The sequence below is a fragment of the Enterococcus sp. C57 genome (genome assembly GCF_040887305.1).
Classification (GTDB): Bacteria; Bacillota; Bacilli; order Lactobacillales; family Enterococcaceae; genus Enterococcus_B; species Enterococcus_B hirae.
The window spans coordinates 56,944-79,884 of record NZ_JBFOFP010000003.1; the positions used below are offsets into that span (position 1 = coordinate 56,944).

25 protein-coding genes are annotated in these 22,941 nt (G+C 36.3%); 7 read left to right on the top strand and 18 right to left on the bottom strand.

Features of this window, described 5'->3' with window-relative positions; genetic code table 11:
- The first annotated feature begins 43 nt into the window (after window positions 1-43).
- Entirely contained in the window at window positions 44-802 is a 759-nt protein-coding gene (locus tag AB5M32_RS04115) for a DeoR/GlpR family DNA-binding transcription regulator (RefSeq protein ID WP_178285881.1), read from the top strand.
- Window positions 803-1,029: 227 nt separating this feature from the next.
- Here the strand turns inward: AB5M32_RS04115 and AB5M32_RS04120 are convergent, their stop codons facing one another.
- The 3 genes from AB5M32_RS04120 to AB5M32_RS04130 form a co-directional block, all read right to left on the bottom strand.
- Entirely contained in the window at window positions 1,030-1,989 is a 960-nt protein-coding gene (locus AB5M32_RS04120; RefSeq protein WP_178285879.1) for a transketolase family protein, read from the bottom strand.
- On the bottom strand, window positions 1,990-2,847 hold the full coding sequence (locus AB5M32_RS04125; RefSeq protein ID WP_034700825.1) for a hypothetical protein: 858 nt from the start codon (window positions 2,845-2,847) through the stop codon (window positions 1,990-1,992).
- Window positions 2,848-4,541: 1,694 nt separating this feature from the next.
- The gene (locus AB5M32_RS04130; protein ID WP_178285877.1) at window positions 4,542-5,960 is read right to left on the bottom strand and encodes a glycoside hydrolase family 1 protein; all 1,419 of its coding nucleotides are present in this window, start codon (window positions 5,958-5,960) and stop codon (window positions 4,542-4,544) included.
- Window positions 5,961-6,154: 194 nt separating this feature from the next.
- Here AB5M32_RS04130 and AB5M32_RS04135 point away from each other — a divergent pair, with 194 nt between their 5' ends.
- Complete coding sequence (locus tag AB5M32_RS04135; protein WP_178285875.1) at window positions 6,155-6,868, top strand: GntR family transcriptional regulator; 714 nt, start codon at window positions 6,155-6,157, stop codon at window positions 6,866-6,868.
- Between the two features lie 147 nt (window positions 6,869-7,015).
- The gene (locus AB5M32_RS04140; protein ID WP_010737911.1) at window positions 7,016-8,362 is read left to right on the top strand and encodes a PTS sugar transporter subunit IIC; all 1,347 of its coding nucleotides are present in this window, start codon (window positions 7,016-7,018) and stop codon (window positions 8,360-8,362) included.
- Window positions 8,363-8,924: 562 nt separating this feature from the next.
- Here the strand turns inward: AB5M32_RS04140 and rplS are convergent.
- The 9 genes from rplS to AB5M32_RS04185 form a co-directional block, all read right to left on the bottom strand.
- Window positions 8,925-9,272 carry a 50S ribosomal protein L19 gene (gene rplS / locus AB5M32_RS04145; RefSeq protein WP_002286913.1) on the bottom strand — a complete coding sequence of 116 codons (348 nt, stop codon included), beginning with the start codon at window positions 9,270-9,272 and terminating at the stop codon, window positions 8,925-8,927.
- Window positions 9,273-9,409: 137 nt separating this feature from the next.
- Window positions 9,410-10,159 carry a tRNA (guanosine(37)-N1)-methyltransferase TrmD gene (trmD, locus tag AB5M32_RS04150; protein ID WP_094940995.1) on the bottom strand — a complete coding sequence of 250 codons (750 nt, stop codon included), beginning with the start codon at window positions 10,157-10,159 and terminating at the stop codon, window positions 9,410-9,412.
- Entirely contained in the window at window positions 10,149-10,673 is a 525-nt protein-coding gene (gene rimM, locus AB5M32_RS04155) for a ribosome maturation factor RimM (RefSeq protein ID WP_010718461.1), read from the bottom strand. The genes trmD and rimM overlap by 11 nt, the downstream gene beginning before the upstream one ends.
- Window positions 10,674-10,823: 150 nt before the next feature.
- A complete protein-coding gene (locus AB5M32_RS04160) occupies window positions 10,824-11,666 on the bottom strand; it encodes a hypothetical protein (RefSeq protein ID WP_178285873.1) in 843 nt (280 codons plus the stop codon).
- 107 nt (window positions 11,667-11,773) lie between these two features.
- Window positions 11,774-12,022 carry a KH domain-containing protein gene (locus AB5M32_RS04165; protein ID WP_010718463.1) on the bottom strand — a complete coding sequence of 83 codons (249 nt, stop codon included), beginning with the start codon at window positions 12,020-12,022 and terminating at the stop codon, window positions 11,774-11,776.
- Window positions 12,023-12,033: 11 nt separating this feature from the next.
- Window positions 12,034-12,309, bottom strand: coding sequence for a 30S ribosomal protein S16 (gene rpsP / locus AB5M32_RS04170; protein ID WP_010718464.1), 276 nt, complete (start codon window positions 12,307-12,309; stop codon window positions 12,034-12,036).
- A gap of 100 nt (window positions 12,310-12,409) precedes the next feature.
- The gene (locus tag AB5M32_RS04175; RefSeq protein ID WP_178285871.1) at window positions 12,410-13,180 is read right to left on the bottom strand and encodes an ABC transporter permease subunit; all 771 of its coding nucleotides are present in this window, start codon (window positions 13,178-13,180) and stop codon (window positions 12,410-12,412) included.
- Window positions 13,177-14,076, bottom strand: coding sequence for an ABC transporter ATP-binding protein (locus AB5M32_RS04180; protein WP_010737913.1), 900 nt, complete (start codon window positions 14,074-14,076; stop codon window positions 13,177-13,179). Before AB5M32_RS04180 ends, AB5M32_RS04175 begins: the two co-directional genes overlap by 4 nt.
- Entirely contained in the window at window positions 14,076-14,276 is a 201-nt protein-coding gene (locus tag AB5M32_RS04185; protein WP_178285869.1) for a PLDc N-terminal domain-containing protein, read from the bottom strand. The genes AB5M32_RS04180 and AB5M32_RS04185 overlap by 1 nt, the downstream gene beginning before the upstream one ends.
- 338 nt (window positions 14,277-14,614) lie before the next feature.
- Here AB5M32_RS04185 and AB5M32_RS04190 point away from each other — a divergent pair, with 338 nt between their 5' ends.
- A complete protein-coding gene (locus tag AB5M32_RS04190; protein ID WP_010718468.1) occupies window positions 14,615-15,169 on the top strand; it encodes an NADPH-dependent FMN reductase in 555 nt (184 codons plus the stop codon).
- 216 nt (window positions 15,170-15,385) lie between these two features.
- Here the strand turns inward: AB5M32_RS04190 and AB5M32_RS04195 are convergent, their stop codons facing one another.
- Window positions 15,386-16,105, bottom strand: coding sequence for a thioredoxin family protein (locus AB5M32_RS04195; RefSeq protein ID WP_053766610.1), 720 nt, complete (start codon window positions 16,103-16,105; stop codon window positions 15,386-15,388).
- Between the two features lie 287 nt (window positions 16,106-16,392).
- Here AB5M32_RS04195 and AB5M32_RS04200 point away from each other — a divergent pair, with 287 nt between their 5' ends.
- A complete protein-coding gene (locus tag AB5M32_RS04200) occupies window positions 16,393-16,614 on the top strand; it encodes a helix-turn-helix domain-containing protein (protein WP_228196763.1) in 222 nt (73 codons plus the stop codon).
- Window positions 16,615-16,731: 117 nt separating this feature from the next.
- On the opposite strand, the gene AB5M32_RS04205 is transcribed toward AB5M32_RS04200, so the two are convergent.
- The 5 genes from AB5M32_RS04205 to AB5M32_RS04225 form a co-directional block, all read right to left on the bottom strand.
- The gene (locus tag AB5M32_RS04205; RefSeq protein ID WP_178287258.1) at window positions 16,732-17,262 is read right to left on the bottom strand and encodes a dihydrofolate reductase family protein; all 531 of its coding nucleotides are present in this window, start codon (window positions 17,260-17,262) and stop codon (window positions 16,732-16,734) included.
- A gap of 5 nt (window positions 17,263-17,267) precedes the next feature.
- A complete protein-coding gene (locus AB5M32_RS04210) occupies window positions 17,268-17,849 on the bottom strand; it encodes a DNA-3-methyladenine glycosylase I (protein WP_010737917.1) in 582 nt (193 codons plus the stop codon).
- Between the two features lie 215 nt (window positions 17,850-18,064).
- Window positions 18,065-19,483 (bottom strand): signal recognition particle protein, encoded by a 1,419-nt coding sequence (gene ffh, locus AB5M32_RS04215; RefSeq protein WP_010718476.1) that lies wholly within the window; start codon window positions 19,481-19,483, stop codon window positions 18,065-18,067.
- Between the two features lie 15 nt (window positions 19,484-19,498).
- Entirely contained in the window at window positions 19,499-19,837 is a 339-nt protein-coding gene (locus AB5M32_RS04220; RefSeq protein WP_010718477.1) for a putative DNA-binding protein, read from the bottom strand.
- Window positions 19,797-20,300: a DUF523 domain-containing protein gene (locus AB5M32_RS04225; RefSeq protein ID WP_010718478.1), complete on the bottom strand. Its 504-nt coding sequence runs from the start codon at window positions 20,298-20,300 to the stop codon at window positions 19,797-19,799. Before AB5M32_RS04225 ends, AB5M32_RS04220 begins: the two co-directional genes overlap by 41 nt.
- A 195-nt stretch (window positions 20,301-20,495) precedes the next feature.
- Here AB5M32_RS04225 and AB5M32_RS04230 point away from each other — a divergent pair, with 195 nt between their 5' ends.
- Both AB5M32_RS04230 and AB5M32_RS04235 read left to right on the top strand, forming a co-directional pair.
- On the top strand, window positions 20,496-21,200 hold the full coding sequence (locus tag AB5M32_RS04230; protein ID WP_010718479.1) for a response regulator transcription factor: 705 nt from the start codon (window positions 20,496-20,498) through the stop codon (window positions 21,198-21,200).
- Window positions 21,197-22,930 carry an ATP-binding protein gene (locus AB5M32_RS04235; RefSeq protein ID WP_010718480.1) on the top strand — a complete coding sequence of 578 codons (1,734 nt, stop codon included), beginning with the start codon at window positions 21,197-21,199 and terminating at the stop codon, window positions 22,928-22,930. Before AB5M32_RS04230 ends, AB5M32_RS04235 begins: the two co-directional genes overlap by 4 nt.
- Window positions 22,931-22,941 lie beyond the last annotated feature (11 nt).

The following is a 22,941-nucleotide window of genomic DNA, read 5'->3' on the forward strand; positions in this document are numbered from 1 at the left end:
AAACAAAAAAATAAGAACCACGAAATATCAGGGAGTTTATATCATGTTAAAAGAAGAACGACAAAAATACTTATTAGCACAACTAGAGAAGAACGGCATCGTGAAAGTGGCCGATATTGTTCAAGAATTGAAAGTAGCTGATATGACTGTTCGTAGAGATTTGCAGGAATTGGAGGATAAGGGGTTAATCATTCGCATTCATGGTGGTGCCAAACTATTAAATCCTAAAACTTCCGTGATCGAACTAAGTCATCGGGAAAAAAAGGATCTTCATTTGTCAGAAAAAATAGAAATTGCCACAATCATTGCGAATCATATCCACGAAGGCGATACTGTCTTTTTAGGACCTGGAACAACGATTGAATTAGCTTATGATTTCTTGACGATTAACCACGCTAAAATCATTACCAATTCGATCCATGTGTTTAACAAATTCAAAAGTGATCCTCGATTTGAGATCATCCTGATCGGCGGCTCCTATCGAAATAAGACCGGCGCTTTCGTTGGGACGATCGCCAATGATTTTATTGCAAATATCCATGTAAAAAAAAGTTTCATCGGGGTAAATGGATTAGATAAAACATCCGTTTTCACTTCAAATGAAGATGAAGGATTGACTCAACGTTACGCATTGAACAGCGCTGAAACACGATATATCGTAGCAGATCATCATAAACTTGATAAAAAAGACTTCTATGGCTTTTATCCACTCCAAGAAGTCGACTATTTGATTACCGATTCTGCTATACCCGATAGTCAAAAAGAAGCTTTTGGCAAACATGTTCAATTATTAATCGATTAAAACTCTTTTAAGTAGTTAAAGAAACGAAAAATTAAAGGAAGACAGCGCCCAAATGGCCCTTTCATCGGGTCAATCCAAACGCTGCCTTTTTCGTTTTCTTCATTCCCTTGATCAATCAAGGCTCTTTATGTATTTCGATTAGAATCAATATTTCATGTGCTTTCTTTGATACACCAATTTTTTTCAAGAAATTTTATCCTTTATCATGATCCAACTCAATTTTTCCGTTATCGATCTAGCTCATTCGCTAATATTGTTTCAACAATCAACTGAACCACTAAGTCAAAACCTTCTGTCTGGATTGGCACATCCGTTTGTTGTCTAAGCTTCACAATCTCTATCTTTCTCAACGGAACAGCTGCTTTATTTTCTGTAAGAGCTCTGTTCACCGCACTGCTCAAGCCACCAATAACTGCATAATTTTCGATAGTAACCACTTGTGTTTTCCCTTTCAACTCGTTAAGGATCAACTGTTTATCGATTGGTTTGATCGTAAACATATCAATGACTTCGCAACTAATTTGACAGGACTTTAACCGCTTAGCAACATTGAGAGCTTCGTAAACTAATCTGCCAGCGACAATAATTAAAATATCTGTACCATGCCAAACAATGTTTCCTTTGCCTAATTGAAAAGTCGTTTCTTTTTTATAGATATTAGGTATCCTTTTATTTTCTCCGCGTACATAGTGAATACCGCTCAATTGGCTAAATTCTTTGATGATCCATGCCATTTGCACCTCATCTGTTGCTTCACAAATAATTGAATTTGGGATCATTGTCATCAACGCTAAATCTTCCCCTAGTTCATTGACGCGTTCCTTTCCATTTCGATTAGAAGCGAAATATTCCCCAAAAATATTGATGGTATTTCCACCGTATCCTTCGGAAATAAATAATTGATCAAAAATTTTTCGAATCGCATGAGAATCAAAAAGATGGATAAAAGGTTGGTAGCCAGCTAAACTTAACCCCGCTGCAATACCTACCATGTTCTCTTCATCCACAGGCATGCTGAGATATCTCTTTGGGTGTTCATTTTTTAAATCAACCCAATTACTAAATGATTCAAACTTATTTTCTAACGCAACGATATTGTGGTTTTTTTTCATTAATTCATTTAATGTATCAACTATGCAAGTACGAAGTTCTTTCCTTACAGATAACGAGTTACTTAACTGAACCATTTAGCTCATCCTTTCAAGCTTTTCTTGTAATTTCAAAATCGTTTTTTCAATCTCTTGATGGAATGTTTTAGGAATTTTTTTACTTGAATCCTCATGATCGTCCATTGTTAAGTCTGATAGCACTCGCTCTGGATAACTTTCTAAAACAATACAGAAGGCTTGTGTCGTCCTCATTTTATACTCTTCAATCGCCTCATTGATTGCTTTGATATTTGTCCCATCAACGAGCAACGTATAAAACCCAGCCTTCTCTGCTTTTCTTTTCAATAGATAAGATTTCTCATACCTTTTGCTTAACTGTTCTCGTTTTCTATAACCACTATCAATAATTACCAAGCAATGATCTAATTTAAAATGAGCAATACACTGAAATACTTGCCAGCAACGTTCATCTTTTAATTCGTCTTCATCCATCACTAAATAAACATCATTTTCCTTATTTGCTATTTTTAATCCCATCGCAAGACCTGCAGCTATTGCAACACCGTTATTTAAGTCCCCGATTGTCACATCGATTCCAGGAGTCTTTGAACGATCTAACTTTTTAGGGAGTCTGTCCCCTTGATGACTCATCGTCCATAGCCACTTCTTATCAAAATACCCTAGATTAGATAAAGTACTATATAATTCCAATACCGCATGACTTTTAGCTAAAACTAATTGATCACGATTTCCCCAATCTGGTTTTTTCGGGTCAATCTTCATCTGTTTACCGTATAAAACAGCTAACAATTTGATCATAGAAAAAGAACAATCCATTGATTCTTCTCCTCTTTGTTTAACACTTATCAAAATATCTAGTTGAATGTTTAATGCTAATTTTTCCAATTGAGTCACTTGTTTATGATCAATAGCCATAACGATTCCTCCTATAAATGAATTAGAGAATAATTCATGATGCCATACAGATTTTTCACATGATATGTATACTTGCTCTTTTATGATCTGATCAAAATAAGATGATACTCCTTAATCTACAACCTCACTGGACACTTCCCTCCTTTTGAACTGAGTGTAAAGCCATTTTATGTCATCTTATGTCCCCTTTTCCTTCCCTACCCCTTCATATATAACATAAGTACACATCTCATAATATATTCAGTATATTCATTTATAAAATAAAAAAATAGAAAATATTTAATAAGATAAATTTGTTACAATAAAAACAAAAAGTCTGTTATCATAAAAAAATATTACAACAAAAAAATTACATTATCAACATTAAGAATAAAGATACATATAATAAACGAGATACACCTTCCTATTAAAAACGTTATTTTAAAATAACGATAAAAAATATTTCTCTTATTCCATTACCAAACTACCTCACTGAAACCGGAGTAAATTGTTTTGTTAAAAATGAAAATGACTCACCCTATAAAAACTCTTTCGGTATTTCCCATCTGAATATTCCGATCCCTCTTCAATCTCACTGCTCCTAATTATTTTAGGCTTTTTGATTTCCGGCTGTACTAGGACATACTGGTGCGTTGGTTTACTCATTGAATCTTCTATTTTCAAAATAATTTGCAGTTGTTCGTATAGCTAAATGAAATTTCTTACTAATGTTCATTCAATCGTTGCTTGAACAATTAGTAAAAACATAGAAAAACAATCAGGTATCTAATTGACATTCCGTCGTTTTCATTTACGTGGAAAACAGGATCCATTAATTAAGCACCTTCGCACTCATGGTACTTAATTGAAGAGAATTCGTGAAAGATCGTGCCTAGAACAGAAAAAATAAGCCTGACTTTGACGTAATGAATCAAAATCAGGCTTACTTTCTTTTTAGGTTAATGATTGTTTCAGACCTTTCATTTTACAAAAGAATACGCTACGCTCTCAACTACTATCCCAGTTACTAATCAATGTGTGATAGTTAAACAATTCGTGCACAATACTGAAAATGGCTTCTGTTTTTTTGAACAAAGCGATGAGCTATTTATAGCCAGTAGATCTATGGGAACAAATAAACGAACACCAAGCGTTTTTTGTGTTTCTCTTGAGGTCGTGAAAAGAGTGTCTTGACCTGAGCGCTCACCAAGTAAAAACTGCGACGAGTAATCGCAGGAGCATTAAGGATGAAAATCTCGAAACAGCTCCTCTTGTTTTGAGATTTTTTGACTTATCGCCGAAGGTCAGCTCTTTGAACACCGTGAATCAGAGGTCGTGAAAACATCCGGTAGCTCTGATGACAATAAGAAAGAATTTTTGAAACAGCTTCTCATGTTTTGAAAAATTCAGGCTTATTTCAAGGAGCTGATGTTTGAACACCGTTTAGCAAGAGGCTGTGAAAGAAGCGTTTAGCTCCGAGCGAATAAGCGATGATTTTTTAAAATAGCTCCTCATATTTTAGAAAATCATCGCTTATTGTTGAGGAGTTGCTTCTTGAACACCGTTTATTCGTTTTTAGAGATACTAGAAGATACTGAGAGAACTTTTGTCCCAGTCCCGATGCTTATTTGAACAATCCCATTGAATGAATAACTCTATGATTTCTAGATAAAAGATTTTCAAACAAAAATACAAGTTTTTCCACTCATTTTTTGCTATACCAATCGATCAATATCATACTCAAACCCATTTTGATTGCTTAACTGTTTGTAGAACTCACCACTTTTCTTGATCGTCCGTTTTTGGGTTGGCAGATCAAGAGAAATTAGTCCATAACGGTTCTTATATGCATTGATCCAGGACCAGCAGTCAATAAAGGTCCAAAGATGATACCCTTTGATATTACAGCCGTCATTGATTGCTTTCCAAAGATAAGCGAGGTGATCTTGGATATATTCGATCCGGTAATCATCAATCACTTGCCCACTTTCATCCATAAAGCGTTCCTCATCTGCTACGCCCATCCCATTTTCAGAGATAAAGGATTCAATATTCCCATAGTTTTCTTTGATATCCATGCATAAATCATGGATACCTTTTTCATAAATTTCCCAACCACGATATTCATTCATCCGTCGTCCCGGCATCACATGATTCTCAAAAAACCAATCCGGTAAGAACGGACCCTCTTGATTGATTGCAGTTAAACGAGACTTCACACGACGTGGTTCATAATAGTTCAATCCTAAGATTTGTGCCGTGTTCTCTTTGATACAGCGCAGGTCTTCCTCGGTATAATCCGTTGGCAATTGATCATATTCACGTAAAAGGTTAATTAATTTTTCTGGATAAACACCCTTGACCATTGGATCTAAAAAGCTGCGAACATAAAAAAGATCCGCAATTTCAGCTGCCTTCACATCAGCGGGGGTTTGACTCCTTGGAAACGTCGGGCTTAAATTCAAGATAACACCTATTTTACTGTTCAAATTCAACTCTTTATGTGCTGCAATTGCTTTCGCGTGAGCCAAAATAGTAAAGTGAGTCGCTTGCGCTCCTCGTTTGAAATCAATCAAATTTGGATAATGGAAGTCTTCCAAATATGACCCTAAGATCGGCCCCAACGGTTCATTGAAAGTGAACCAGTGGTAGACGAGATCGCCAAACTCCTTGAAACAAGTAACTGCAAATTGCACATATGCATCGACAACTTCCCGTGATTCCCAACCGCCTTTATCCTGTTGGGCTGCTGGCATATCAAAATGATAAAGATTGGCGAATACTTTAATACCATTGTTATTCATTTCAGTAAATAAATCCCGATAAAATTCAACCGCTTTTGGATTTACCTCCCCTACTCCATCATTTGGGAACATCCGCGCCCAAGAGATCGAGACCCGAAAGGAATTATGTCCGGTTTGCTTCATCAGTTGAACGTCTTCTTTATAACGATGAATGTGATCTGTCGTAATTTCTGAACTAATCCTTTGATAAAAACGGTATGGTTGTTCTTTGTACCAACGTTCCCAAACCGTTTCGGCTTTTCCAGTTTCACCACGACCTTCTGCTTGCTCAGCTGACCAAGCAGAACCCCACCAAAAGTTTTCTGGAAATGTTAATTGTTGTTTGTTCATTGTATCCTCCTAAAATGACATTCTCTTGAGTACTACTCCATCATAACACCGCTTCCAATAAATTGGAATATTTTTTTATTAAAAAATATATACTTTTTATAAATGTTAATTGTTTTACCCTTTAAAGATTGCTAAAATTAAAGAAAGGTATATAATTATTTATATCTTTACGTGGTAACTATAGGAGGGAAAAAATGAAGAAGAATGCGAAATATATGGAAGTTTATTCTGATGTAAAAAAGAAAATTGAAAACGGTACTTACGCAATCGGTGAAAAATTACCAACTGGTTCCGAATTGGCAAAACAATATCATACGAGTAAATTGACAGTAAAAAAAGGATTAGACTTGTTAGTTTCTGAAGGAGTTTTACATAGTCGAAGTGGATTTGGAACCGAAGTTTTGCGCAAACCGATCCATAATTCGAAAGTTTTCGGTCCAAGCGAAGGTTTTATGAGCGTAGTTGGCGAAGAACATGTAGACTCTGAAATTCATATGTTTTCAATTGAATTACCGTCAAAAAAAATAGCAGAGCGATTACAGATTAACGACAAGGAATACATTTATAATATTGTTCGCAGTCGTTTTGTCGATCAACAACCCTATTCATTGGAACAAACTTTTATGCCGCTATCAATTATTCCTGGTTTGGAACCTAAACACTTGAAAAAATCGGTTTATTCCTATATTCGCAATGAACTGCAGTTAGAGATCAATGCTTCTCACGTTTGGATGAAGGGCGTACTGGCAACCGAGTTTGATGCAACTATATTAGGAATTGATGCCGGAGACTTTATGATCGAAGTTGAAAAAAGTGTTTCTTTGGCAAACGGGACTCCTTTTGAATACTCCATTACAAGGCATTTGTATCAAGATTTTGTTTTTGAAGCCGTTTTTGTTGAAAAATGATTGAAAGAGCTGAGGAAATCAGCTCTTTTTTTTGCCCTTTTTCATTAAAGTATATAATTTTAAAAAAAGTTATTTACTTTTATCAAATTCCGTTCTATTATTGAACTACGGTAAGTGCTTACAAATAAAAAACAAGGAGAATATACCATGAAGAAAACAAATAAGAAGGAACAGGTGTTTGAACGATTTGGTATGATCGCATCGAAGCTAGGAAATCAAATTCATATGCGTACATTACGCGATGCATTTGCAACATTCATGCCATTTATGATGTTAGCTGGATTCGTGACTTTGATTAATTACGTTATCTTAGAACCAACTGGTTTTATGGGTAAAATTGTTAAACCCGAAACATTAATGAAAGTTCAAGAAATTGGCATGTCGATCGCCAATGGAACATTGAGTATTACGACGCTATTAGTTGTAGCTGCAGTTTCTTATCATATGTGTGTTAGCAGAAATTATACAAATCATATCGCAGCGGTTTTAGTTTCGATCTCAACTTTCATCGTTTTAACACCAATGAAAATGATGTTCACTCCGGAAAATGCAAAAAAAGCGATTGAAGTAACCGGAGTTATTCCAGGTTCCCATACAGGTGCATCAGGAATGTTTGTCGGAATCTTTGTTGGATTAGTAGCTACTGAGCTATTCATTAAATTATCTACAAATGAAAAATTGCAAATCAAACTATCTGGAAATATCCCGCCCGCAGTGTTGAAGTCATTCAATGTATTGATCCCGATCATGATTACTGTTACTGGTTTTGCGATTCTATCTTTCGCTGTCAATCAGTTATTCAACATGGACGTAAATGGTGTGATCACTAAAGCGATCACGGGACCTTTAAGTCACATCACAACTGGTTTACCTGGCTTTATCTTAATCACATCAATCGCCAATTTATTCTTTGGTTTTGGAATTCATCAAGCTGTAATTTCAGGTTCTTTACTTGATCCGTTCTTATTACAAAACATGCAAGAAAATATGGCAGCTTATGCAAACCATGAACACATCCCACATATTATCAACATGGCTTTCAAGGATACTTTTGCTGTTATGGGTGGTTCAGGAAATACGATCGCCTTATTGATTGCGATTTTCATCTTCAGTCGTCGAAAAGATTATAAAGACTTTGCTAAACTATCGGTAACACCAGCGATGTTTAATATCAGTGAGCCGATCATCTTTGGATTACCGATCGTATTTAACTTGAGTCTAATTATTCCGTTTGTGTTAGCACCAATCTTCTCATTAGTAACTGCCTACTTTGCGACTGCAGCCGGCTTAATCAATCATGTGGTAGTTCAGATACCGTGGACCACACCACCAGTTATTTCAGGATTCCTTGCGACAGGTGGGGATTGGCGAGCAGCAGTATTGCAAGTTCTAATCATTGCGGTTAGCGTATTTATCTATCTACCATTCCTACGAATTGATGAACACGTAACGGCAAAAATGGCTCAAAAGGAAGCTGAAATCACTAATCAATAATTGACACCTCCACTCCTAAAAAAGTGGCCTTTCTCGTTTAGTAAATATGTAAAAAAACGTCCTCAATTCTCTTAACAACCGACATTTGGGATCATCGTTGCATTTTGAATAAGTTGAAATTATGAGACTGATGAATCAGAACAGATTTTTCAGTCTCATTTTCAGTTAACTTGCCAATGACAAAATGATTGTTAGTAAAAACATTCAAAAAAAGTTCTTATTATTCAAGGACTGTCGCAATTTATATTTTTAGACACTCTCTAGCAGGATTTTTTTCTGATCTCTTTAATACGCATAGCGTTTGCGTGTAGTACATATAAACTTGATAAGCTGATTACGTTCACCTACCAGATCTGTCGCCCCTTTGGTATGAATAGGACTGTCATCGTGTCATCTGATTGACGTATATTTAAGATATACCAAAGTGACTCGACTTTTTGCTCCTTGTTTGCCACTCTTGCAAATCTATAATGTCAAACAATCTAGACTTACTGCTTATAAAAATAATCAAAAAAAGAACCCTTGAAAATCAAGGGTTCTTCCACTATCAGATAACGATAGATTAACGACGGATTTCTTTGATACGAGCAGCTTTTCCGTGTAATGCACGTAAGTAGTACAATTTTGCACGACGTACTTTACCGTAGCGAACGACTTCGATCTTTGCAACACGTGGTGTATGCAATGGGAATGTACGTTCAACGCCTACTCCGTTAGAAACTTTACGTACTGTATAAGTTTCGCTGATTCCAGCTCCGCGGCGTTTGATTACAACACCTTCAAATAACTGGATACGTTCACGTGTACCTTCGACAACTTTCGCATGAACACGTACAGTGTCACCAGGGCGGAAAGCTGGGATGTCAGAACGTAGTTGTTCTTTTGTTAATTCTTCGATTAATGGATTCATTGATCTTTTCTCCTTATTCCAAACATTCTTATGAGTTTTCCCTCACAGCGGAACATCGTAATAGTTAAGTGCTTTTGCACTCACCATAAGATACTATCATACTATCAATTTAGTGTAAAGAGTCATATTGATATTTCTTATTCTATTTCGTCTGATTCTTCTTTTTTGACTTCTTCTAACAATTTCAGCATTTGTGAGGTCATTGTTAATTGTTCCAATAAGTCAGGTCGGCGTTGATAGGTTCTTCTTAAGGATTCTTTCAGTTGCCATTCTTCAATCAATTTATGGTTTCCATTTGTTAAAACTTCTGGGACTTTCATCCCGTTAAATTCTGCTGGCCGTGTATATTGAGGATGTTCCAATAATCCCGTTGAATAAGAATCTGTTTGAGCGGATGTTTGATTTCCTAAAACATCCGGTAGTAAGCGGACTGTTGCATCAATCATCACCATTGCGCCAAGTTCGCCACCAGTCAAGACATAATCACCTAAAGAGACTTCATCCGTAACTAGCGAACGGATTCGTTCATCATAGCCTTCGTAATGTCCACAAATAAATACTAAATGTTCTTCATTCGAAAATTCTTCCGCCATCGCTTGATCAAATCGTTTACCAGCTGGATCCAATAAAATCACACGTTTTTTTGTTTCAGGATTTGCTTGTTCAATTGCTTTGATATTGTCATAGATAGGTTGGACTTTTAACAACATCCCTGCCCCGCCACCATATGGATAATCATCGACCGTTTGGTGTTTATTATCGGAATAGTCTCTAAAATTAGAAACATTGATCTCTAACAATCCTTTATTGACCGCTTTACCGATGATCGATTCACCCATTGGTCCTTCAAACATTCGTGGGAAGAGTGTTAAGACATCAATTTTCATCATCGATCAATCCTTCTGGAATCTCGACGTAAATGACCCCATTTTCTAAATCAACTGTTTTAACCACTGAGTCAATATAAGGAAGCAAAACATCCTTTTTCTTTGGTCGTTGGACTACCCAAACATCGTTAGCACCTGGTGAAAGAATTTCTTTGATTTTACCTAATTCATTTCCATTTTCCTCAACGACCTTTGCTCCAATGATCTCATGATAATAAAATTCATTTTCTGGCAACTCGATCGTTTCTTCTTTTGAAACTTTTAAAATACCGTCTCGATATTTTTCAACATCATTGATTGAAGGATGTCCTTCAAAACTTAACAAGTCAAAATTTTTATGTTTACGATGACTTTTGACGGTTAATTCAATTGGCGCTTTCTTCTCTTGAAACAAGGTAAGTACAGCACCTTTTTTATATCGTTCTTCTGGAAAATCTGTGGTAGAAATGACGCGCACTTCTCCTTTGATCCCTTGAGTATTTACGATTTTTCCAACATTTAAATATTCAGTCAACTTGTATCCCCTTTTCCTTTTCACACATGTTTCAACCAAACAATGGTTTTTAAATGGCTGAACGTGTTTTTGACGTATCTGCCTTATTTTAGCATGTGTGCATATGCAATTCTACTTTCTTTTCGCTTTTCTATATCATTTTCCAATCATTTATTGGTTCATAGAAACAGCCATTTTCAATGCGGAAAGAGTATCTTTGTGGGTAACAGTATAAACATTTTTAGGCTCTTGCCAGCTTACTTGTGTAGCTTGTTGGGAAGAATCATTCATTTCAACCGTAATTTTCCCGTACTTCTCAGGCGCAGGCAAACTTGCTTTTTCTAAGTAAGCAACGATTTCTTTGGCTAACGGTACAGGATCTTGTCCTTCAATATTACTTGCCCGGACACGAATACTCCAATTTCCTTCTTGCCATTCTAGAATACTAGATCCCGCCGCTCCTTGTTGATAGCCAGTGATATTGTAGCCCAAATCGACTTGTCGGCCATTTGTATCAACTGTAACTGGTCTCAAGGCATCAATTGCTTCTTGACTAGAAGCAAAGCCATACTGGTAAAGATAAGAAGCCATCGGGGTTTCTTGGTTTAACTCTTTGGCATTTAAGACATAGGCTTTCGGCAGGTCATAGTATAAGATCGAAAAGCCCTGTTTGGTTTCGGCAGCAGCGATGTTTAATTTCCCTGTTGTAATCGGAATCTCTTGTGGCATCGGTGTTGTTGGGTATTTTTCTTTCAGTTCTTCAAATGCGGTTTGTGCTTGTTTATTCTGTGTAGATGTTTCTGTTTTTGTAGTCGCCGTTTCCGTTGTATTTCCAGACATCTCAGAGCTTTCACTCTTTTTGGTTGTTGATTGAGTATCTGTTTCTTTGGAAGTACTATGACTCGTTGAATGAGTCTCTGGTGTCGCCGTATCAGTTGTTTCAGTTGAATTATTTGTCCCTTGACAGGCACTTAAAAGTAAAAGAGCTGGTATCAATAATGCAACTTTTTTCATAGGTATCTACTCCTTTCTATACTTTAAGGATACGCTTTCTATAATCATTTGCCAAGTAGTCCCCTCAAAAAGAAAAAAGCTGTCTCGTCAAGACGAAACAGCTTTTTTTATTCCTTATGATCGATGATATTTAAACGCACTTTTTTCGGTGCATTTGTTCGTACCCCGTAAACGATCGTACGAATTGCTTTCGCAACACGCCCTTGTTTACCGATGATACGACCAATATCTTCAGGAGCCACAGTTAGGTTATATTCATAGAAGTCTTTTGACTCAGTGACTTCTAACTGGACTTGTTCAGGATAAGTGACTAACGGACGAACGATTGTTAAGACTAATTCGCTTAAATCTTTCATATCCGATCACCTTATTTCTTTGAGAATTTAGCTTCGTGGTGTTTTTGCATAACGCCTTCTCTTGAAAGGATGTTACGTACAGTATCAGAAGGTTGCGCACCTTTAGATAACCAGTTAAGAACTAAATCTTCTTTTAAAACTACTTCTGCAGGGTCTTTCAAAGGATTGTAAGTACCTACAGTTTCGATGAAACGTCCATCACGAGGAGAACGTGAATCAGCTACGACGATACGGTAAAAAGGACTCTTTTTAGAACCCATACGTTTTAAACGGATTTTAACTGCCATTATATATTTCCACCTCCATTGTTTTATTCACAAGTTGTAGTGTAACAGTTTTTTTTTACCCTGTAAAGCTTTTTTTCTTTACAGCTAATAAAAAATTTTTTCAACTCTCTTTTTTATTGAAAAAAAGAATTCCTGTCACTAAAAAGGCAGCAATCATCAAACCTGTTACCATTAAAGAAAAAGTATAGTTACTCGAATCAATCCTTTCCCCTAATGCGTTCGAAGCTGTCGTTAAATAAAAAGGAGAATACTCAGCAACTTTTGTAAACATAGATAACAGATAACAGCCAGCCACACAAATCCCTCCACAAGCTAGCACAAAATAGCCAGAAGAAATAAAGGAGGACAACCATAGAAATAAAGTATATAACCACACACCCCATAAATAATAATAAAAACTTCTTGTCCCTAATTGAACAACCAGCTCATTATCCCAATAAATAGCAGTATAAAAGTAAGTAATGAAGGAGCAACCCCAAAAACCAACTGCCCAAAAAAACTGTCCCATGATCCATTTAGTAAAATAAATTTTCCAGCGAACCATCCCTTTGGTTAAAAGATTAATCAATGTTCCTTTTTGATATTCATTCGTCAAGGTCGAGCTAAACAATAACAAAAACAATAAAAGAAACATAGGCATGTTTTTATAAAATTGTCCCCAAGAAGTCAGCGCATCTACATTGACTTCCCCGATTTTCATACCAGATGCTGCTAAATTTTCTGACATCGATTGAACGATGTAGGGTGTTAATTTGGCTATCAGTGGATTCATGATCCCAAAAATGATCGTTAATGAAAGCAACAGTAATAATCTACCTGTACGCCAATTTTCCTTCCATTCTTTTTTTGAAAACGCGAGTAATTGCTTCATTTGTCCACCACTTCCATAAAAATTTGTTCTAAGGAAGGTTCTAAACGATGAATCGATTGAATCGGTAATTTGTGATCAACAATTAAAGATAGTGCACGAAGCAAGTCTTCGTTAGTTCTGCCAGGATAAATAAGGGTTTCATTTTTCATGATTGCTCCCGGCAAAAGCGATAAAAATTCTTGAGAATGTTTCACAGTTGGAAATTGGATTTCAAATCCTTCATTTTTAGGATGGGTTTTCAATTCTGCTACCGTGCCCGATAAAACGATTTCTCCTTTATTTAAGAAAGCCACTTCATCACAAATTTGTTCCACGTCTGATAGAATATGTGTGGAAAAAAGGATCGTTGTTTGCTCTTTGACACGTAATAAGATATCCAAAATTTCTTTACGCCCCAATGGATCCAACGCCGAAGTCGGCTCATCACAAATAAACAGTTTTGGTTCATTCAGTAACCCCTGGGCAATCCCCAAACGTTGCTTCATCCCTCTTGAAAAAGTCCTAATCCTTTTTTTCTCGTGAGCCAATCCGACTAACGCTAATAACTCTTGCGTTTTTTGTTGGATTTTATGTTTAGGCATCTCGGTGATTTCCCCGCATAATTGCAAATACTCTTCGGCGGTAAGGTAGTCATAAAACATCGGAATATCTGGCAAATAGCCGATCCAACGATTCGTTTTTGTTTGACCATAGTGAACCGTTTCATCATTAACCTTGATTGTTCCAGCATCTTTTTTTAGCAACCCCAAAATCAATTTCATCGTCGTCGTTTTCCCTGCACCATTTTTTCCAATAAACCCAAAGATCGTCTTTTCCTTGACGGTAAGGGAAAGATGGTTCAACACTTTTTTTTCACCAAAAGATTTTGATACATCGATTAGTTCAAGGATCGCCATTATTCCTCCTCCTTACCGAACACGAAATACAAGATTGGACCAACAAATTGAAATCCTATGAGAATTACGATGATCCAGAGTGTTCGACTGCCAAATCGATAATGCGTATGAGTCAAAATATGATAAAGGGCATAAAAAAATAACCCAAGTTGTATGATCACTAATGGGATCAAAAATGGTAAAAACTCGTTAATATGCATTTGTTCCACCTACCAATTTCATCTTTTTATTTGATGCTGCGTTACCCCAAGTCATGCGATGATGTGTACCGATGTTTCAATGAGAAACATTCTTTATCAAAAGTTCATGTACTACACTCTTTTCTAAAAAAATCACACAAACTCCTTCAGACAAGACTTCTATTCACTAATTATAAAAGATCCATGTCAAGTGAAGCAAATATATATACGTAATAACTACTATAAGTAGTCGAAAAAAGTAGTTAAGTTAGTCGCTATGTTCCTCAAGTGTTTTTATTTGCTGAGTTTACTTATTTTTTGTAAGATAAATATAGAAAGTTTGAAGGAGGAATTGTTTTATGACTAAAAAAATTGGATTTTTTGTAGGTAGTTTGCGTAAGGATTCGTACAATAGAAAAGTAGCAGAGGCTTTCGCTAACTTGCTACCTGAAGGATATGAAGGTGTTTTTGTAAAGATCGATGATCTGCCTTTTTATAACGAAGATCTTGAAACTCCAGAGAATGCTCCTGCTGAATGGAGTCGTTTCCGTGATGAGGTCAAGGAATTAGCAGGTGTTGTTTTTGTTTCTCCAGAATACAATCGTTCGGTTCCTGCTGTACTTAAAAATGCACTAGATGTAGGCTCTCGCCCTTACGGTCAAAGCGCATGGGACGGCAAACCTGGGTTAGTTGTCACTGCTTCCCCTGGCGGTATCGGTGGATTTGGCGCGAACCATCACCTACGTCAATCACTTGTATTCTTAAATGTTCCTACCTTACAACAACCTGAAGCTTATATTGGCAATATTGCAAATTTAGTTGATGAAGAAGGTCATATTGTGGAAGGAACACTCAGCTTCTTCCAAACGATTCTAGATGCTTATCTTGATTTTTTAAATAAATTAACTAAGTAAAAATTAGCTTTGATAAGCGTTGGGTCGAATCAAATAGATCATATATGAAGGAAACAATCGAAAAAAGGTTGTAACCTGTCTAGCTCTGAAAAACAAGCCGAAGAATCCGAAAATAGCTTCTCCTATTTTTGGAATTCTTCGGCTTGTTTTCCTATTTATGGTCAAAGTACTATCACTACTAGAATCTGTCATACTAGCATAGCCCCCGCGATCTAATTATTTACTTATTTGTTCAGTTTTGAGCTGAGTAAATTGTTTCATTCTATTTTCTATCTCATTATAGGCCTTATTTCCATGAAGTACTTTGACAATTTTACCACCTTCCATAAAGATGACTGCTGGCACGCTAACCACACCAAGTTCATTATAAAACTTTTTAAAATTAGATACTTCTTCTTCATTTCCAGTAGTATTCAGGTAATTGATTCTCAGACCTTCTTTACTTAAAAATGAACTTAATTTTGGCTTAAAAATGATACATTCTGGACAATTGTCTCTTCCCACATAAATAACTGTATCTTCATTACTTTTAATTAATTCCTTGATTTCATTTATAGATGTTTCCTTAAACGGTTCTTTATTTAATACAATACTATTCATTAAGAGAACTTGTAGCAAAATGGCAAACAATGAAATTATCAAATATATCATTTTCTTATAGCGTTTTGTATATGTAATTCCTAATATTACAAAAGTGAAACAAAAATAAAATAATAGAATTTGTATCCCAAAATTCTGATTAAAATTAAATTCAATTGCGTTTCCTAAATCATTCGTATTCCCTATGACAGTAAATAAATTATAAGGTGCGTGAAAATTTGTTCCATAAAAAAAACTGATCAAGCAAATAGGGATAATTGACATGATTAACATCAAAAATGTAATAAAAAATGATATACCGCTACATTTTAAAAGATCAACGAATATTTTTCTCATAGACTTTCCTTCTCCCATCTAAAATTAATAATAGAAATAGTTACTAATATACCGATTAATAATAATAGTACTATCAGAAAGAGATGGATAGAAATTGAAAAAACATTAATCCAATCAAATCTCCTTAATTTATCATTTTATAGAAAGTAAAGTAATCGTTTACTTTTATATATGTAAATCGTATACCCTTGTATTATTTTAGTAAAGGGGAAAATTTCCCCACACAACACCTTTTAAATACAATATGTTACCTATATAATTCAAAGTGAAGCGCTTTATATTAAGGGGTGATTTGTATTTTCTATGCAAGGTGGTTAAAACGAAAAAGATTAAAGGCAAATTATACTCAAACATTTGTTGCAAATTATCTCAATGTAAGTCGAGAAACCGTTTCTTGTTGGGAAAGAGGAAAAGGAAGACCTAATTACGAATGTTTGCGCAATATTTTTAATCTTTATCGTTGTAGTGATAAAGAAATCGCTCAATTTATTAACATGAGAGACGATTAAGACTTAAGTTAGTTATAATATACATCATACTAACTTAAGTCTTAATCGCCTTCTCTCTTGATTTAATCAAACTATTTTTAAACAATAATACTTGCCATCACAACATAATCTTTCCCATCATATTCCACGATTACTTACATAATGCAATTCAATGAACTCTCCAAAATAATTAGTATCAACTAGTTTCAATCGTTCTTCGTATGCGCCTTCTTGAAACAATCGAATACCTTCTCCTAAAAGCACAGGTGCGATTTGGATCCACCATTCATCAATTAAATGATTTTCGATCAAAGGTTTCAATAAATTCCCACCACCAACGACCCAGACTGTTTGGTTAGAATGTTCTTTTATGTTTTTCACGAATGAAACGGGATCTTCATGAACAACTGTTGCATCATTTAATACCAGCTCTTTATTAGAAGAAAATACAAAATTCTTTTTTTCAGGATACAGATGGTCAGTTGCTAACAATTTTTTTGCTTCCTGATAAGTTTTTCTTCCCATAATCGTTTGATCAATTGTTTGATAAAAAGCCTCGTAAGTTGTTTTTTCTCCAGTTGGTGTGTCAAATAACCACTGTAAACTATCCTCTTTTGTTGCTAAGTAGCCATCTAAACTAATGGCTCCATAAAAGACGATTTTCCCCATCATGTTCACTCTCCTTTTCCCATCTGGCTGACTTCTTGTTTGCGAAAGCAATGATCTAAATGGTCATTGACAATTCCCACAGCTTCTAAAAAAGCATATATGGTTGTGCTTCCGATGAATTTAAAACCGCGTTGTTTTAGATCTTTGGCGATTTGATCAGATAACGGGCTCGTTGTTGGTACCTCATTTTGTTCTTTATACGAGTGATTGATCACTTGATGATCCGAAAATGACCACAAATAATCCGCAAAACTACCAAATTCATGTTGGATTTTTTGGACACCCTGAGCATTGGCTACCGCTGCTTCAATTTTACGACGGTTACGAATGATCCCTTTATTTTCCATCAACTCATTGATTTTTGCTTCTGTATATTCGGCTACTTTACCGATCGAAAAAAAGTCATAAGCTTCATCAAAGGAGGCACTTTTATTCAAAATCGTTTGCCAGCTTAATCCCGCTTGATTGATATCTAACATCAATTTACGAAAAAGTAATTGATCATCATATTCTGGAACACCCCAAACTGTGTCATGATAATGTTTCATACTTGCTGTTTGCTCACCCCAAGGACATCTTCGTTTCATTCTCTTCACCTCTTAGCTTTATTGTACCATTCCTTTGTTTCTCTATCTAAAAAGAGGAACGCTATGGCAGGTAGTTTTTGAATTGGGTTTATCTATTATGCAAAAAAAGAATCGCAAAGCCAGCAGAAGCTAACTCAACGATTCTTTCGATGGATGAAACGGTAAACAAAATTCTACTATTATAATAGAAGTACGATAGACGTACGATAGAAGCTTTATTTCCGTTTTTTCTTTTTCTTTTTGTTTTTCTTGATCATGCGATTCATCGCCATTTTTCCAAGTTTTCCTTTGACACCTGTGCCAAACATTTGGTCCATTCCAGGAATATTCATATCTCCCTTAGACATTTGTTGCATCATTTTACGTGATTCTTTAAATTGCTTAATCATGCGGTTAACTTCAACCACGCTGTTACCAGAACCTGCGGCAATCCTTCTACGACGACTTGGATTCAATAAATCAGGATTTTCTCTTTCGGCAGGCGTCATGGAGTAAACCATTGCTTTTTTACGTTCAACATCTTTCGGATCTACTTTGACATTTTCAATCCCTGGTACTTGGTTCATCCCAGGAATCATTTTGATCAGATCCTCTAACGGTCCCATGCCCATCACTTGATCCAATTGTTCAATGAAATCATTGAAATCAAATGAATTTTCCCGCATTTTTTTCGCTAATTCTTCTGCTTTTTTCTCATCATAGTCTTGTTGCGCTTTTTCGATCAACGTCAACATATCGCCCATACCAAGAATACGGCTTGCCATACGGTCTGGGTGGAAAACTTCAAGATCTGTTAATTTTTCCCCTGACCCGATGAATTTGATTGGTGCGCCAGTCACAGAACGGATCGAAAGTGCTGCACCACCACGTGTATCACCATCTAATTTAGTAATAACTACCCCAGTGATCCCTAGTTGTTGGTTAAAACTATCTGCCACATTGACAGCATCTTGACCGGTCATCGCATCGACAACCAACAAGATTTCATTTGGTTGTGTTAATTCTTTGATTTGTTTCAATTCATCCATCAGGGTTTCATCGATATGCAGACGCCCCGCCGTATCGATCAGAACATAATCATTTTTCTTTTCTTTTGCTAATTCCATCCCTTGACGAACGATCTCAACTGGACTAACATCTGTTCCCATATCAAAAACAGGGACATCTAATTGTTGCCCTAGAACTTTCAATTGATCGATCGCAGCTGGACGATACACGTCACCTGCGATTAGTAAAGGACGTGCATTTTCATTTTTCTTTAAATAGTTGGCTAGTTTACCAGTAAACGTCGTCTTACCTGCCCCTTGCAAACCTGCCATCATGATGACTGTTGGAATTTTTGGTGATTTATTCAATTCAACAGTTTCTGCTCCTAAAGTGATCGTCAATTCTTCATCAACGATCTTAACGATTTGTTGTGCAGGTGTTAAACTTTCTAATACTTCTACACCAATCGCCCGTTCTCGAACACGCTTCGTAAAGTCTTTTACTACTTGTAAGTTTACATCGGCTTCTAGTAATGCAAGGCGGATCTCCCGCATCATTTCTTTGACGTCAGCTTCTGAAACTTTCCCTTTTTTTCTTAACTTGCTCATTGCCTGTTGAAGGCGCTCAGTTAAATTTTCAAATGCCATGATTTCTTCATTCCTTTATTCTTCAATTTCTTGGATCTGTTTCACATAATCAAGGAGAACTTCATCTTTAGGATAAGTTTCCTTTACATAAGTTTTCATTTTTTCTAATAACTGTTCCCGAACAATATAATTAGAGAAAAGATGGAGTTTCTTTTCATAATCTTCTAAAATCTTACTGGTTCGTTTGATATTATCGTATACTGCTTGGCGACTTACTTCATACTCTTCTGCTATTTCTCCTAATGAAAAATCGTCTGCATAATACAACTCCATATAATTCATCTGTTTTTCGGTTAAAAGCGTAGAATAAAATTCAAAAAGTGCGTTCATTCGGTTCGTTTTCTCGATTTCCATTCTGTTCACCTCGCAATTTCAACCATTCTTCATCAGAGAGTACGGTCATCTTTTGTTGGATAAAATAAGCAGTTGCTACACCAGTTCCAGACTTCAAGGTTCCTGAAAAACTCCCATCATAAATAAGAGAGGAACCACAAGAAGGACTTTTCGCTTTTAATATCACTAAATCTATTTCTTGCTCTTTTAATTTTTGATAAGCATGGATTGCCCCTTCTTGGTAGGCTTTTGTGACGTCTTCACCATTTGTAGTGATCACTTTTGCCTGACCATTCCAAACGTCAAATCCATCGCCACCAACGATTTCTGCTGGGGCTCTAGGAGTTGAAAGCCCGCCCATTACTTCAGGACAAACCATGATCGCTTTACCTTCAGCGACCAGTTTCTTTAATTCCGGCACAGCTTTTTCTTGTCCATCATACCGACATAAGACACCGCCTAAACAAGCGCTAATTCCGATCAATTGCCACTCACTCCTTTATCCAACAAAGTGCCTTCCTATTATACCATTTATTTAGTTGGTAAAATAGTCCTTCTACTGGATTCTATGCTAAAATAAGAAATGTCTATTCATGACACTTAATTAAAAAAACCAGGCATTAGTTGATAGCTGTTTTTAAATAAACAAAAAGAATGAACGCAAGAAAAGGGAGAAGTTATGAAAAAAGTATTAGTGGTAGATGATGAACCTTCAATCGTCACATTGTTGACATTCAATCTGGAAAAAGAAGGGTATCAAGTAACAAGTGCTTTAGACGGACAAAAAGGACTGGAATTAGCACTGGAAGAACCTTTTGATTTTATGATTTTAGATGTGATGTTGCCTTCTATAGATGGTATGGCAATCACCCAAAAGTTGAGACAAGAAAAAATTGATACTCCAATTTTAATGCTAACAGCCAAAGATGACCAGGTCGATCGGATCATCGGTTTGGAAATTGGGGCTGATGATTATTTAACAAAGCCTTTCAGCCCTAGAGAAGTACTTGCTCGAATGAAAGCTATTTTTCGCCGCATCGAACCACGCCATGTCCAACAAGAAGAAGCAGAACCTGCTTACCTAACGATTGGACAGATCAAAGCAGATTTAACGAATTTCCAAGTAACCGTAGAGGAACGACCGATCGAATTAACGCCAAAAGAATTTGAACTGCTCGTTTATTTTATGAAACGAAAAGATCGTGTAATTGATCGTGATACGCTGCTAAATCGCATCTGGAATTTTGATTTTGCAGGTCAAAGTCGAATCGTTGATGTCCATGTCAGTCACTTAAGAGAAAAAATCGAAAGAGACCCTAAACATCCAAAATATTTAGTGACAGTTCGCGGTTTTGGCTATAAATTTCAGGAACCAAAACGATGAATTGGAAAAAAATTTCTGAGCGTGTCTTCTTTTTCATTCTCTTAGTGGGACTCTTTTTCGGTGGCTGGCAAATGATTTCTCAATATTTCAAACAACAAATCATCGAGCAACAAGAAAGCTATCTTTCAAAAAAAGGGCAATTGCTGATCCAGCAATTGACTATTGATGATTTATCTTCGAAGCATAATCAATCAGTTTTAACAGACTTTGTTCATCAATCAAATGAACGACTAACCTTATTAGCTCCAAATGGTACAATCCTATTCGATACGACCGATCACTCACTACGAGGGCAGCGAAATACTCGTCCAGAAATCAAAGCAGTCCTTGATGGCGGCTCACTAGGTACTTCTTTAAGAATGAGCAGTACGTTAAAGGAAGAACTATTATATGTAGCACTACCGATCAAGAAGAATGGGCAGTTGGAAGCCATTATTCGAATCGCAGAACCAACAAATGGCTTTTTGCCAAGAACAGAAAATTTTCGTCGTTGGGTCTTTTTCTTCTTTTTGGTTTTCTTCGTTGTTTTGTCCAGTATGAGCTATTATTTGGTTTATCAACGTAACCGTCCCTTGAAAACCGTGCTGCCCGTCTTAAAGAAAATGGTCAAAAACCCTGATAAAACCGAGACCATCATGCAAACTTCTGATCAATGGGAAGAACTTTACCAAACGATCAATGCTTTGAGTGAACAAATGAGTAAAGTCTATCGTGCCTATACGACCACTGAAGAACAATTGTACACTCTATTGAATGAATTAATGATTGGTGTCTTTTTGATCGATTCAGAGTCACATCTGCGGCTATTGAATCCAAAAATGCAGGCACATTTAGGGGTACATGATTATCAGCCTAATCAACGGTATACTGAGATCATTCAAGAGCCAAAATTAATCCAATTGATTCATCAAGTTACACCAAATGAACCATTGATCCATCAAGAAATTACTATTTCAGAGGGACAACAAACATTAGACATCAGCTTACGTTACTTCAATAGTTCTGAAGAGACTGGACAGATTCTAGGCGTGGCTTATGATCTCACAAAAGTAAGACGATTAGAAAAACTGCAAAAAGACTTCGTAGGAAATGTTTCTCATGAACTTAAAACACCGGTTACTTCATTGATCGGATTTACTGAAACACTGCTGGATGGAGCCAAAGATGACCCAAAAATATTGAATGAGTTCCTATTGATCATGCAAAAAGATGCGATTCGTTTAGATAAGCTGATCCGAGAAATCATTCAGCTATCAAAAGATGAAGAAACGGCACACGAAACGCAAACCATCCATTTAGCAACTTACTTTGAACAAATCATTCAAAGTTACCAACCAATGATCGAAAAGAAACACTTAACCCTGGAAATGCAACAGAAAGAACAATCATTTACAACTCAAACTGAACTCTTATACCCGATCATCAAAAATTTGATCGAAAATGCAATCCAATATTCTAAAGAATCAGAGAAAATAATCATCCGTTACGAGGTTGACAACCAATTGACATTCTCTGTCCAAGACTTTGGTATTGGGATTGATCGTGAAGATCAAGAAAGAATCTTTGAGCGCTTCTATCGAGTGGATAAAGCACGTAGTCGACACTCAGGTGGTACTGGTCTAGGTCTGGCTATTGTGAAAGATTACGTCAATCTCTTGGGTGGTACGATCAAAGTGGAAAGTCATCCAGGAATGGGGTCGACTTTTACCGTCACCATCCCTCCAGCATGATCACCTTTAAA